Source organism: Nocardia yunnanensis (genome assembly GCF_003626895.1).
Taxonomy (GTDB): domain Bacteria; phylum Actinomycetota; class Actinomycetes; order Mycobacteriales; family Mycobacteriaceae; genus Nocardia; species Nocardia yunnanensis.
Window position 1 is genome coordinate 5,283,837 of record NZ_CP032568.1, and the last position, 12,646, is coordinate 5,296,482.

Consider the following 12,646-nt stretch of genomic DNA (forward strand, 5'->3'; position numbering starts at 1 on the left):
TCAGGTGTCCAGCGCGGCCAGCGCCCGGCCGAGCTGTTCGATCTCGAATCTCGTTGTGTAGGGCGCGAGTCCGATGGTCACGGCGCCGCCTTCGTCATTGACGCCCAGGGCGTCGAGGAGGCGGCTGCCGCCGTGCGAACCGCTGAGCGTGCCGATGCGGGCGTCGGCCAGTTTGGCCGAAACCTTCTCCGCCTGCATGCCGGCGATGGTGAAGCTCACCGTCGGAATGCGGGTGGAGGCGCGGCCGATGACGGTCAGGTTGGGGATGGTGTCCAGCACGGCCATCAGATCGTCGAAGAGCTGATCGTGATGGTCCTGCAGGGACGTGATCGACATCTCCAGGCGTTCGCGGCGGGTGCCCGTGGCGCGCTCGTCGAGGGAGGCGAGGTAGTCGATGGAGGTGGTGAGCCCGGCCAGCAGCGCGTACTGGTGGCCGCCCACCTCGAGCCGTTCCGCGCCCTTGGCATAGGGATTCAGCGACATCGACGGAATCCGGTCCAGGAACGCGGGATCGCGGAAGACCAGCGCGCCGATCTGCGGGCCGCCCCAGGCGGGGGCGCTGAGCGCGACCACGTCGGCATTGAGTTCGTCGATGTCGATGAGCGCGTAGGGCGCCGCGCCGAAGCAGTCGGCGACCAGCAGACCGCCGACCTCGTGCACGCGGTCCGCGGCCACCCGGACCGCGGGGGCGGAGCCGACGATGGGTGAGGCGGCCGTCAAGGCCACCAGGCGGGCGGTGGGTCCGATGAGCTCCTCGAACTGCCAGGCCGGCATCTCGCAGGTCTCGATCTCCACCTCGGCCCAGCGCACATGTGCGCCATAGCGATTCGCGATGCGCAGCCACGGGGCGACATTGGCCTCGTCATCCAGACGCGACAGCACGATCCCGGTGCCCAGACCCAGCCGGGAGCTCAGCGATTCGGCCAGCCAGGCCAGCAGTACCGCGCGGTCGGGTCCCAGCACCACGCCCGCCGGGTCACCGCCGACCAGGTCGGCGACGGCCTCGCGGGCGGCGTCCAGGATGGCGGCGCTGCGCTGCGCGGCGCCGTGCCGGTTGGTATGCGAGAAGGCGGAGGTGCGGAATCCTGTTGAGACGGCCCGGGATACCGAATCCGGGACCAGCATCCCCGCTTGCGGGTCGAGGTGGATCCAGCCGTCGCCCAGGGACGGTATGAGGCCCCGCACCCTTGCGACGTCGTAAGTCATGCTGGCCACTCTAAAGGGAGAGGGCACAACAGGGTAACGGTAGGGAGGGAAGCAGCCTGGAACCATCAGGACGACCTGCATCTACCGAACAAACCGGACGGGACTGTATTTGATTGCCCCTACGCTTCGCTCCGGGGCGGGTTCGCGGCCCTGAGGGTCCCGGTCTTCCCTCCTCCGCTCCTCCGCTTCGCTCCCCCGCTCCAAGGCGGAGGTCTATCAAGCCGCAGTCCAGACCGGGACGGGCCGCGAACCAATCGGTCTTGTCACTCGGCAGTTCACATCGCTGCGAGTGACCGGCGTGTTTCACGCGTCTTTTCGGGTGACGGCGGGTTGCGAAGTGGGGTGGGGGTCGGCGCGGCGGAGGGAGATTGGGCAGGATGGGGGGATGACGCAATCGGATGGGGTTCCGGAATCCATTGTCGTAGTCGGACCTGAGGGTAAGCCGCTGTTCATCCCCGCGGCGGCACAGATCGGTGGTGAACCGGTGGAGATCACCGGACAGTTTGTCGGCGACCATGATTCGGGCGACTCGGAGGAATCGCGAGACCGGGAGTCGCTCGCCGACATGGTCGAGCAGCCCGCCAAGGTCATGCGCATCGGCACCATGATCAAACAGCTGCTGGAGGAGGTGCGGCACGCGCCGCTGGACGACGCCTCCCGCACCCGGCTGCGCGAGATCCACCGCACCTCCATCCGCGAACTGGAAACCGGGCTGGCGCCGGAACTGCGCGAGGAGCTCGAGCGACTGGCCCTGCCCTTCACCGACGACTCCGTGCCGTCGGACGCGGAACTGCGCATCGCCCAAGCCCAATTGGTGGGCTGGCTGGAGGGCCTGTTCCACGGCATCCAGACCGCCCTGTTCGCCCAGCAGATGGCGGCGCGCGCCCAACTCGAGCAGATGCGCCAGGCCCTCCCGCCGGGCATGAGCGCGGGCGGCGATCCGCGCGGCCAGCAGGGTTCGGGCGGCGGCCAATACCTCTGACGAGATCCGGGCCGACGTGTCCGGGAACACGGCCTGCCGCTGATATGTCGGGGTCGGCGGCAGGTTCTCGGCGCGAAGACAGAGCTATTAGATAAGGTCGGTTGCTGTGCCTGCTGCCGCTCCCCCCGACTCGGTTGTCGCCGAGGCGACACTGGAGAATGCTCCCGTGCCGCTAGTGTCGGACTCGCAAACTCTTCGTCGCGCCTTCAAGGACTTCCGCGACGGATTCTCGCAGCGTGAGCTGTGGTTGTCGCTCGGCTGGCAGGACATCAAGCAGCGGTATCGGCGCTCGGTGCTGGGTCCGTTCTGGATCACCATCGCCACCGGCGTGCAGGCCGCGGCCATGGGTTTCCTCTACGCGACGCTGTTCCATCAGCCGCTGCACACCTACCTGCCCTATGTGACGGTCGGCCTGATCGTCTGGAATGTCATCAATGCCAGCATCCTCGAGGGCTCGGATGTGTTCATCGCCAACGAGGGATTGATCAAACAGCTGCCCTCGGCGCTGAGCGTGCACGTCTACCGCATGGTGTGGCGGCAGTTCCTGTTCTTCGCGCACAACCTGGTGATCTACGCGATCATGCTGGTCGGCTTCGGCGTCTGGCGGGATCTGCACTGGACGGCCATCCTGGCGATTCCGGGCATCCTGCTGTTGTTCGCCAACGCCATGTGGGTGTCGATCGCGTTCGGCATCTTCAGCACTCGCTACCGCGATATCGCCCCGATCCTGGGCAGCATGACGCTCATGCTGTTCGTGCTGACGCCGGTCATGTGGAGCACCAAGTCGCTGCACGATCAGGGCGGCACGGTGAGCGAGCGCGCCCGGCTGGTCGAACTGGTGCCGACCTACCATTATCTGGAGATCGTGCGCGCGCCCCTGCTGGGCGAGCCGCAGCCGCTGACCTCCTGGATCGTGGTGCTGGCCATCACCGTGGTGGGCTGGGCGGTCGCGATCCTGGCCATGAAGCAGTTCCGTTCCCGCGTCCCCTACTGGGTGTGAAGGCTCAATGACCGACCATGTGAGTATCGAAACCCAGAACGCGTGGGTGGAGTTCCCGATCTTCGACGCCAAGTCGCGTTCGCTGAAGAAGGCGTTCATGGGCAAGGCGGGCGGCGCCATCGGACGCAATCAGTCCGATGTGGTCGTGGTCGAGGCGCTGCGGGATATCAACCTGTCGCTGAAGGAGGGCGATCGGGTCGGGTTGGTCGGCCACAATGGCGCGGGCAAATCGACGCTGCTGCGGCTGCTTTCGGGCATCTACGAACCCACGCGCGGCAGTTCGCGGATTCGCGGCCGGGTGGCCCCGGTGTTCGATCTCGGCGTCGGCATGGATCCGGAGATCTCCGGCTACGACAACATCATCATTCGCGGCCTGTTCCTCGGGCAGACCCGCAAGCAGATGCTCGCCAAGATCGACGAGATCGCCGAATTCACCGAACTCGGCGACTATTTGGAGATGCCGCTGCGCACCTACTCCACCGGTATGCGGGTCCGGTTGGCCATGGGCGTGGTGACCTCCATCGATCCGGAGATCCTGCTGCTGGACGAGGGCATCGGCGCGGTCGACGCGGAATTCATGAAGAAGGCGCGGATTCGCCTGCAGGAACTGGTGTCCCGCTCCGGCATTCTGGTGTTCGCCTCGCATTCCAACGAATTCCTGGCGCAGCTGTGTGATTCCGCTCTCTGGATCGACCACGGCAATGTGCGGATGCACGGGGGAATCGAGGAAGTCGTGCGAGCCTACGAGGGCCCCGAGGCGGGTGATCACGTGGCGCAGGTGCTGCGGGATCTGGAACGTGAACCGGAACGGAATCCCGCATGAACGAACAGTCCACCCCCGTCTACGGCGACGCTGCGCGCATCGTCGCCATCGTGGTCACGCACAAACGCCGGGAACTGCTGGCCGAGTCGCTGCAGGTGCTCGCGAGCCAGACCCGGCCCATCGACCATTTGATCGTGGTGGACAACGGCAACGAGGCCGAGGTGGGCGAGCTGGTCAAGCAGCAGCCCATGGAGACCACCTACCTCGGTTCCGAGCACAATCTCGGCGGCGCGGGCGGTTTCGCGCTCGGCATGCTGCACGCGCTGACCATGGGCGCGGACTGGGTGTGGCTGGCCGACGACGACGGCCGGCCCGAAGGTCCCGAAGTGCTTGCCACGCTGTTCGATTGCGCGCAGCGGCATCGGCTGGTCGAGGTGTCGCCGGTGGTCGCCGATATCGACGATCCGGACCGGCTGGCCTTCCCGCTGCGCCGGGGCGTGGTGTGGCGGCGGCTGCGGTCGGAGCTGGGGGACGAGGATTTCCTGCCCGGGATCGCGTCGCTGTTCAATGGCGCGCTGGTGTCGGCGGAGGCGGTGGACAAGATCGGCGTGCCGGATCTGCGGCTGTTCGTGCGCGGGGACGAGGTGGAGGTGCATCGGCGGCTGGTGCGGTCGGGGCTGCCGTTCGGGACCTGTTTGCAGACGGCGTATCTGCATCCGAACGGGTCGGCGGAGTTCAAGCCGATTCTGGGCGGGCGCATGCACACGCAGTATCCGGATGATCCGGTCAAGCGGCACTTCACTTATCGCAACCGGGGCTATCTGATGGCGCAGCCGGGGATGCGGAAGCTGTTGCCGCAGGAAGTCGCTCGGTTCGGGTGGTTTTTCTTGGTACAGCAGAAGGACCCGGCGGGACTGATGGAGTGGCTGCGCCTGCAACGGATGGGCCGCCGCGAACAGTTCGACAAGCCCAAATCCTGAGGCAGAAACCAACTCTCGGAACTCTCAGGGGTACCCCCTGAAACCCCAGGGGCGGCAAGCGGAAAATACGTTGCGGAGACGGGGACGGCCTGACAAGGTTGTCCCCGTTCTCGTTGGTTCGAGTCCTACGGGGGCTCGCGAGGGAGTGAAGGAGGTGGATTTCGTGACAGCGACAGTGCGGATTGTCGTGCCCGGGCGAGTGTGCGCCCGCCGCGTATCCATCTCGAATTCCCCTCGCTGAGTCCGTGATCCGGGCTCGGCCCGTCAAAGGACTCCCCATGTCTTCGGTCGATTTCGACCTGCTCGTGCCCTTCGGCTGGAACTCCTCCTACGCCGACGACTATCTGCCCCTGCTCGGCGCGGATCTGATTCCGGCCCGGGTGATCCGCATGGATCGCAGCGAATGCGATGTCGCCGCACCACTTCCCACCGCGGATTTCCAGAGCCGCCTGACCGCCGCCGTCGTGCGTGCCCAACTCCCGCGCTCGGATTCCGAGATCAGCGGGCTGTGCACCGGCGACTGGGTCGCCATCGATCGCTCGCGTACCGTGCGGGCGCTGCTGCCGCGCCGGACCGCGATCGTCCGCGCCGCCGTGTCCGGCCAGCCCGACACCCGCGCCACATCCGCCCACCAGGTGCTGGCCGCGAATGTGGACACCGTCCTGGTCTGCGCCGCCGGCGATGGAGACGTCGATCTCGGGCGGATCGAACGGCTGCTCGCCCTGGCCTGGGATTCCGGCGCACAGCCGGTGGTGGCGCTCACCAAAGCCGATCTGGCGCAGGATATTCCGCTCGACGCGGTCCGCGCCGCGGCGCCGGGGGTGACGGTGCTGGCGGTCAGTGCGAGCACCGGCGTCGGCATGGACGTGCTGACCTCGCTGCTCGACGGCACCGTGGCCCTGATCGGCGCGTCGGGCGCGGGCAAATCCACCCTCGCCAATGCCTTGCTCGGCGCGGAGGTGTTCGCCACCGACGTGGTCCGTGCGGGCGACAAGCGCGGCCGCCACACCACCGTCCACCGGGAACTGCGTCCGCTGCCCGGCGGCGGCACCCTCATCGACACCCCCGGTCTGCGCTCGGTCGGCCTCTGGGATGCCGCCGAGGGCCTCGGCCGCACCTTCAGCGATGTCGAATCCCTCTCCGCCCACTGCCGTTTCACCGACTGCGCACACGAGACCGAGCCGGGCTGCGCGGTCCGGGCGGCCATCGAATCCGGCGACCTGCCCCGCCGCCGACTCGACAGCTACCGCAAGTTGAGCCGCGAGAACGACTGGCTCGCCGCCCGCACCGACGCCCGCGCCCGCGCCGAACGGACCAAGGTGTGGAAGCAGATCAACAAGGAGCAGCGCCGCATGTACAAGGAACGCGGCAACCGCGGCTGAGCTGGTGAACGGGTACGAGCCGGTGGTCAGTAGGTTGGTGGGGTGAATGCCGAGCCGCTGCCTGAGCGCCGCCCCCCGGGTGGCGTTGGGCAACGGGTCGGCTGCGGGCGTTGCCGGGGAGTATCGGGTATCTGCTGGTCGGCGGACTGACCGCGTTCGCGTCGTTGTTCGCGTTGTTCGCGGTCTCGGTGGTCGCGGCGGCGAGCCTGGTCGGTGTCGGTGTGCCGGCGATTTCGGAGGTGGTCCGGCTGGTGCGGCCGTTGGTGGAGTTCGAGCGGCGGCGGGCGGGGCGCCGGCTCGGTGCGCCCATCGTGGTGGCTTACCAGCCGTTGGAGGGCGGACTGCGAGCCAAGCTGGCCACAGTCGCGCGGGATCCGGCCAATCGGCGTGACGTGGGGTGGCTGCTGGTCCATCTGTTCCCGGGCATTGTGCTGGCGGCGCTGGCGGTCGCGCTGCCGGTCGCCGCGGTGCAGCAGGCGGCGATTCCGGTCTACTGGCGGCTCGTCCCCGCACCGCCGGAGTCCTTCGGCATCACCGCGGATTCGTGGCCGCGCGCGATCCTGGCAGCGCTGTTCGCGATTCCGCTGGCCTGGCTCGCCCTCCAGGTCCCCCTGCTCGCCCGCGGGCAGGCCCTGCTCGCGCGCAAGCTGCTCGGTCCCGCGCCCGGGGCGGACCTGGCGGTGCGGGTCGCCGAGCTGACCGCCACCCGCGCCGCCGCATTGGACGCGCACGGCGCGGAGTTGCGGCGGATCGAACGGGATCTGCACGATGGGGCGCAGGCGCGGATCGCGGCGGTGATCATGCAGCTGGGGCTGGCCGATCAACTGCGCGAACAGGATCCGGCGGCGTCGGCCCGGCTGGTGCGCCAGGCGCAGGACACCGCCGAGGCCGCGCTGACCGAACTCCGCGATGTGGTGCGGACCGTCTATCCGCCGGTCCTCGCGGATCGCGGTCTGGCGAGCGCGGTGTCGGCCTTGGCGGCCCGCTCCCCCATTCCGGTCGAACTCGCGCTCGGCGATGCCGAGGGAACGCCGCCGAGCTCGATGCCCCACGGCCCGCACACCGCCGAACGCAGACGCCCCGCGGCTGTCGAGGCGGCAGCGTATTTCGTGATCGCGGAGGCGTTGACCAACGCGACCAAACATTCCGGGGCCCAACAGCTTCGCGTCGAGATCGCGGGCACCGCCGACATGCTGACGGTCGAGATCCGCGACGACGGGGTGGGTGCGGCCGTCGAAACCGAAGGCGGTGGGCTGGCCGGGATTCGTCGGCGCGCCGAGGCCCTGGACGGTCGCCTGCTGCTGAGCAGCCCGGCGGGCGGACCCACCGTGGTGCGCGTGGAATTGCCCTGTGGAACATGACAATGGTGAACGGAGTGGTGCCCACAAGCGGGTGGTGATCGCCGAAGACGATGCGCTGCTGCGAGAAGGGCTGGCGCTCTTGCTGAAGACCGCGGGGATCGAGGTCGTCGCGGCGGTCGACAATGCCGACGACTTCCTCGCCGTGGTGACCGCCGACCGGCCCGACGCGGTGGTGGTAGACGTGCGCATGCCGCCCACCTTCACCGATGACGGCCTGCGGGCGGCGGTGCGGGCCAGGCAGATTCATCCCGGACTGCCGGTGCTGGTGCTGTCGGCGTGGGTGGAGGACAGCTACGCGGCCGAGCTGCTGGGCGACGGGGCGGGCGGGATCGGGTATCTGCTCAAGGAGCGGGTCGTCCGCCCAGGCATCCATGGACGCCTCGTTCGGCGCCCCCATCGCCCGGAGCATCCCCTCCCCGTAGGCGACCGGATCGACGGTGCTGTCGAGCACGAAACGGTCGGCGCGCCGCGGAAACATCTGGGTGTACACCGCGCCCAGGTAGGTGCCGTAGGAGGTGCCCAGGTAGCTGATCCGCTCCTCCCCCACCACCGCCCGGATGACATCCATGTCGCGGGCGGTATTGCGAGTCGTGATGTAGGGCAGCCGATTTCCCTCGGCCGCCGCGCAGCGTCGCGCCAGGTCCTTTGGGTGGCCACGGACTCGTCGAAGCCCTTGGCGTCGATGCCCGCGAACTGCAATCCGAACCCGGTCGGCCAGTGGCAGTTCACCGCGGTCGAGCGGCCCACCCCGCGCGGATCCATACCGATCAAGTCGTAGCGGGCGCGCACGTCGGGGGTCATCGCACGGCTGGTGTCCACGAAATAGTCCAGGCCCGCGCCGCCCGGCCCGCCGGGATTGGACAGCATGACGCCGCGCCGCTGCGCCGGATCGGTGGCGGGAATGCGGGAGATGGCGACGGCGAGCGTAGAACCTTGCGGCTGCGCGTAATTCAGCGGCACGGTGACCTCGGCGCAGCGCGCACCGAGTCCGTCGAGGCCGGGATCGGCACAGGATGTCCACTCCAGCGACTGATGGGTGTACCGGTCCAGGGCCGCGGTGTCCGCCGGACCCTCGGCACCGCCGGGACGTTCGGTGACGGCGGCCGCAGTAAGAGCGGCCGCCGCGGCCAGACCGGTGACCGCCAGCGCGGTCACCGCGCGCCGCGTACGGATGATTTCGCGAAAACGCATGAAAGTTCCTCTCACGAACAGAAAGCGGCGTCGAAGGCCTTGGTCACCGCGGCCCCGGCGGCCGGATCGTCGAGCAACTGGTTGACGGTCACCACCACGGCCGTGCCGTCGGCGGCCACCCCGGTGCGAGTGCCGAAGCCGGGAATGCTGCCGCCGTGCCCCCACACCTCCTTGCCGCAGGCGTCCGCGTGCCGGATCAGGCCCAGCCCGTAACCGGAATCGGGGAAGTAGGTGTCGTGCAGCCCCAGCGGTGCCAGGATGCGGCCGACGATCTCCGCCGCCGGCGAGCGCCCGGTGACCTGCTGGATCAGCATGCCGAGCAGGATGTAGTTGGTGTTGGTGTAGACCGAGCGCGCGCCGGGGTCGAACTGCGGCGGCATCTCCATCGCGATGCGCACCAGCTCCGCCGGTTCGTAGTGGACGTGGCGCAGGTGATCGGCGTCGATGGTCAGCTGCCGGGAACCGGGTGTGGCCGGATCGCTGCCCGCGAGGTAGTCGGGCAGCCCGCTGGTGTGCTGCAACAACTGCCGGACCGTGATGCGATTGCCGTCGTTGCCGTTGCCGCGCACCACATTCGGCAGGTAGCGCTCGATCGGGGCATCCAGGTCGAGCCTGCCCTCGGCGGCCAGCACCCCGGCACCGGCCAGCAGGACCCGGCCGCGCGGTCGCCGCATTGCGCTCATCGAAGACATTCCTCCTGTTCAGGCCGGGTTTTCCGGCCCTTTCGAGCCTAGGAACAACAGGCGGCCCGGCCCATGCCCACAGCACCCGAATCGCGGTCGCGTCCGGGACCCGGCGCGGGGTAGCGCCAGCACTACCTATATGCACCTTGTTGCATAGCCAGATTTTCCGGCCTACTGTCCGGAGTGAGAGAAATTCCGCCCCGCTCGATCGCCGAGGCGCGGATGATCGAACCGGGGCGGACCACAGGACAGCAGACGGGAGCGGACCCATGACCGACGCACGCAAGCCGCTGGCGGGCCGGACGATGATCATGTCGGGAGGCAGCCGCGGGATCGGACTGGAGATCGCCAAGCGGGCGGCCGCCGACGGCGCGAACATCACCCTCATCGCGAAAACCGATACGCCGCATCCGAAGCTGCCCGGCACCATTCACACCGCGGCGGCCGAACTCGAGACGGCCGGCGGCACCGTGCACAAGTACCTGGGCGACGTGCGCGACGACGAGGCGGTGGCGAACGCGGTGCGCCAGACCATCGACCGCTTCGGCGGCATCGACATGGTGGTGAACAACGCCTCGGCCATCGACCTCTCCCCCACCGAGATCCTGCCCATGAAGAAGTACGACCTCATGCAGGACATCAACTGCCGCGGCAGCTTCCTGCTGTCCAAGCTGTGCATCCCGGCGCTGAAGGAATCCGCGCAGGCCGGGCGCAACCCGCACATTCTCACGCTGTCGCCGCCGTTGAACCTGGATCCCAAGTGGGCGGGCACGGCGCTGGGCTACACCATCGCCAAGTACGGAATGTCGCTGACCACACTGGGTTTGAGCGAGGAGCTGCGCAAGTACGGCATCGGCGTGAACTCGCTGTGGCCGCGCACCACCATCGCGACCGCAGCGGTCGAGAACCTGCTCGGCGGCGCGGAGATGATCGCCACCTCCCGCACCCCCGACATCTACGCCGACGCCGCCTACCTGGTGCTCACCTCGCCGGCCAAGGACACCACCGGCAACTTCTTCATCGACGACGACGTGCTGGCCGCCCACGGCATCACCGATCTCGACAAGTACCGCGTCGTCCCCGGCGACGGCCCGCTCACCACCGACCTGTTCCTCTGAGACGAATCATGGCCCGGGACACCAGGTCCCGGGCCATGATCAGGCGAATATCGCGCCCGCTAGTCGATTCCGTAGAGGCGTTCCCAGTTCTCACGGCTGGTCAGCTCGGGTACGGCGTCGCGCCAGCGCCGCTGCAGCACGGGCAGATCCTTGCGCAGCTGCTTGAGCACCCGGTAGGCGCGCACCAGCAGCCGGCGAGCGGTCTCCTTGTCGCGCACCCGAACTCGGACGCCGGACTGGGAGGCGTCGGTGACGACCACGTGGTCGAACAGGCCCACGTGCCACCAGTGCGCGTCCTCGCGAGTGACGGCGACGGGGCCCGGGATGACGCGGCCGGTCCACTGCTTGAGGGCGCGCTTGTAGAGCACCAGCAGCGGGTGGCTGGGTTCACCGCCCGCCCGGACCACGTGCAGGTGCGCATTGGGCACCGGCGAGGCGGCGGCCGGATGCTTGACGGTCTCCGGATAGTCCGAGCGCGACCCGCGCGCCTTGGCCAGCGCCTCGATACCGCCGTCGCGCAACGCTTCCGGACCGCGCAGGTAGTCCTCGATGCCCTGCAGGGTGGTGTGCGCGAGACCGTACTGCATGCCGACCAGGTACTCGGCGATCTCCCGGAACAGCTGGCGGGTCACCGCTTTCGGATCCAGGTCGTGATGCAGCGAGGACACGATGAGCGAGTTGCGCGAGGAGAAGTAGCGCGCCCAGTCGTCGAAGTCCTTCCAGTAGAAGTCGGCGTGCCACACCGCGGCGTTGGGCAGCGTGACGGTGACGAAGCCGTGCTTGCGCGCCCGCAGACCGTATTCCACGTCGTCCCACTGGAAGAAGATCGGCACCGGCAGCCCGATCCGCTCGACCACCTCGGCCGGGATCAGGCACGTCCACCACGCCTGGTAGCCGGCGTCCACGCGGCGCTCCTGATGCTTCTTGAGCATGGAGGTGTTGCGCAGCGCCTTGGCCACCTTCTGGCCGTGGCGCAGGATGCTCAGATTCGTTTCCTCCGCACCGACATTCAGGTAGTCGGGGTTGAACAGGAACAGCATCTGCGCGCCCACCAGGGTGGGTTCGACGGTCAGGTTCGCGAAGGCGTTGAGCCGCAACACGGTTTCGGGCTCGCACAGGATGTCGTCGTCCATGAGGATGACGTCGGCGTGCTCGTTGGCCGCCGACACCTCGTAGAGGCCGCGTGTGAACCCGCCCGCGCCACCGAGATTCGGCTGCCGGATGTAGCGCAGCTTGTCGCCGAAGCGGGGCTGGGTCTCGGCGAACAGCGCCTGGTCCTGCACCAGATCGGTGCCCTGATCGACCACGTACACGGCGTCGATGAGCGACAGCACGGTCGGGTCGGAGGCCAGGGCCGCAACGGTATTGGCGCAATCCTGGGCGCGGTTGAAGGTGCAGATGGCGATGGCCACCGGGCGCACCCGCTCGGGCGCGGCCGCCGTCCAGGCCAGATCGCTGATCACGGCCTCGCCGCCGAGCGCCTCGATCTCGAGCCAGATCGCGCCGCCGTCGACGTACATGTCCAGCGGGGCGCGCAGCGCCACCCGGCCGGTCTCCGTGACCACCGCGGTATCGACCACCCGGCGATGACCCGCGATATCGGAGGCGGCCAGCCGAATTCGCACCTTGCCCGTCACCTCGAGGGTCAGCCCCACCTCGACCTCGGTGACCGTGGTCCACCGCTGCCAGTAGGCGGCCGCGAAGCGCCCGAAGTAGGTGTTGGTGCTGACCGACGCGCCCTTCTCCAGACGCAGGGTCTGCCGCTCGCGGGCCACCTTGCCCTTGGTGACCGCGTACAGGTCGTCACTGATCTTCGGCGCGGGACCGCTGAAGATGCCGCGCGCCAGCACCAATCGTTCCGGCGCGGCGTGTTCGACGCGCAGGGTCGCGGGCGCCGGCGCGCTCTCGCGGTCCTCGGTTTCGGTCACGGCCTGCCCAGCCGACGCATCCATGAATCCCTCGACATCCTTCGAATACTCA

The 12,646-nt window shown here is 68.4% G+C and carries 10 protein-coding genes and 2 pseudogenes; 8 read left to right on the plus strand and 4 right to left on the minus strand.

Going from position 1 to position 12,646, the window contains the following annotated elements:
* The gene (locus tag D7D52_RS24915; RefSeq protein WP_120744441.1) at positions 1–1,206 is read right to left on the minus strand and encodes a cysteine desulfurase-like protein; all 1,206 of its coding nucleotides are present in this window, start codon (positions 1,204–1,206) and stop codon (positions 1–3) included.
* Positions 1,207–1,591: 385 nt separating this feature from the next.
* Between D7D52_RS24915 and D7D52_RS24920 the strand changes: the two genes are divergently transcribed.
* The 7 genes and pseudogenes from D7D52_RS24920 to D7D52_RS24950 form a co-directional block, all read left to right on the plus strand.
* Complete coding sequence (locus D7D52_RS24920) at positions 1,592–2,188, plus strand: bacterial proteasome activator family protein (RefSeq protein WP_120740111.1); 597 nt, start codon at positions 1,592–1,594, stop codon at positions 2,186–2,188.
* Between the two features lie 166 nt (positions 2,189–2,354).
* Positions 2,355–3,188: a galactan export ABC transporter permease subunit Wzm/RfbD gene (gene wzm / locus D7D52_RS24925; protein ID WP_246023273.1), complete on the plus strand. Its 834-nt coding sequence runs from the start codon at positions 2,355–2,357 to the stop codon at positions 3,186–3,188.
* 7 nt (positions 3,189–3,195) lie between these two features.
* A complete protein-coding gene (gene wzt, locus D7D52_RS24930; protein ID WP_120740115.1) occupies positions 3,196–4,011 on the plus strand; it encodes a galactan export ABC transporter ATP-binding subunit Wzt/RfbE in 816 nt (271 codons plus the stop codon).
* Positions 4,008–4,931 carry a galactofuranosyltransferase GlfT1 gene (glfT1, locus tag D7D52_RS24935; RefSeq protein WP_120740117.1) on the plus strand — a complete coding sequence of 308 codons (924 nt, stop codon included), beginning with the start codon at positions 4,008–4,010 and terminating at the stop codon, positions 4,929–4,931. The genes wzt and glfT1 overlap by 4 nt, the downstream gene beginning before the upstream one ends.
* Positions 4,932–5,209: 278 nt before the next feature.
* A complete protein-coding gene (rsgA, locus tag D7D52_RS24940) occupies positions 5,210–6,313 on the plus strand; it encodes a ribosome small subunit-dependent GTPase A (RefSeq protein ID WP_120740119.1) in 1,104 nt (367 codons plus the stop codon).
* 110 nt (positions 6,314–6,423) lie between these two features.
* Entirely contained in the window at positions 6,424–7,674 is a 1,251-nt protein-coding gene (locus D7D52_RS24945) for a sensor histidine kinase (RefSeq protein ID WP_246023274.1), read from the plus strand.
* Positions 7,664–8,029, plus strand: a pseudogene (locus D7D52_RS24950) (response regulator); the annotation flags it as partial. The gene D7D52_RS24945 and the pseudogene D7D52_RS24950, both read left to right, overlap by 11 nt.
* A gap of 129 nt (positions 8,030–8,158) precedes the next feature.
* Here D7D52_RS24950 and D7D52_RS39425 read toward each other — a convergent pair.
* Together D7D52_RS39425 and D7D52_RS24960 are read right to left on the minus strand one after the other, a co-directional pair.
* Positions 8,159–8,242 (minus strand): annotated as a pseudogene (locus tag D7D52_RS39425) (hypothetical protein); the annotation flags it as partial.
* A gap of 634 nt (positions 8,243–8,876) precedes the next feature.
* A complete protein-coding gene (locus tag D7D52_RS24960; RefSeq protein ID WP_246023275.1) occupies positions 8,877–9,548 on the minus strand; it encodes a serine hydrolase domain-containing protein in 672 nt (223 codons plus the stop codon).
* Between the two features lie 269 nt (positions 9,549–9,817).
* Between D7D52_RS24960 and D7D52_RS24965 the strand changes: the two genes are divergently transcribed.
* The gene (locus D7D52_RS24965; RefSeq protein WP_120740125.1) at positions 9,818–10,666 is read left to right on the plus strand and encodes an SDR family oxidoreductase; all 849 of its coding nucleotides are present in this window, start codon (positions 9,818–9,820) and stop codon (positions 10,664–10,666) included.
* Positions 10,667–10,725: 59 nt separating this feature from the next.
* Here the strand turns inward: D7D52_RS24965 and D7D52_RS24970 are convergent, their stop codons facing one another.
* On the minus strand, positions 10,726–12,618 hold the full coding sequence (locus tag D7D52_RS24970; protein ID WP_120740127.1) for a glycosyltransferase: 1,893 nt from the start codon (positions 12,616–12,618) through the stop codon (positions 10,726–10,728).
* Between the last annotated feature and the right edge of the window lie 28 nt (positions 12,619–12,646).

Coding starts and splice junctions, on each gene's coding strand:
- D7D52_RS24915 (WP_120744441.1), bottom strand. CDS start 1,206: ATGACTTACGACGTCGCAAGGGTGCGGGGCCTCATACCGTCCCTGGGC.
- D7D52_RS24920 (WP_120740111.1), top strand. CDS start 1,592: ATGACGCAATCGGATGGGGTTCCGGAATCCATTGTCGTAGTCGGACCT.
- wzt (WP_120740115.1), top strand. CDS start 3,196: ATGACCGACCATGTGAGTATCGAAACCCAGAACGCGTGGGTGGAGTTC.
- glfT1 (WP_120740117.1), top strand. CDS start 4,008: ATGAACGAACAGTCCACCCCCGTCTACGGCGACGCTGCGCGCATCGTC.
- rsgA (WP_120740119.1), top strand. CDS start 5,210: ATGTCTTCGGTCGATTTCGACCTGCTCGTGCCCTTCGGCTGGAACTCC.
- D7D52_RS24960 (WP_246023275.1), bottom strand. CDS start 9,548: ATGAGCGCAATGCGGCGACCGCGCGGCCGGGTCCTGCTGGCCGGTGCC.
- D7D52_RS24965 (WP_120740125.1), top strand. CDS start 9,818: ATGACCGACGCACGCAAGCCGCTGGCGGGCCGGACGATGATCATGTCG.
- D7D52_RS24970 (WP_120740127.1), bottom strand. CDS start 12,618: ATGGATGCGTCGGCTGGGCAGGCCGTGACCGAAACCGAGGACCGCGAG.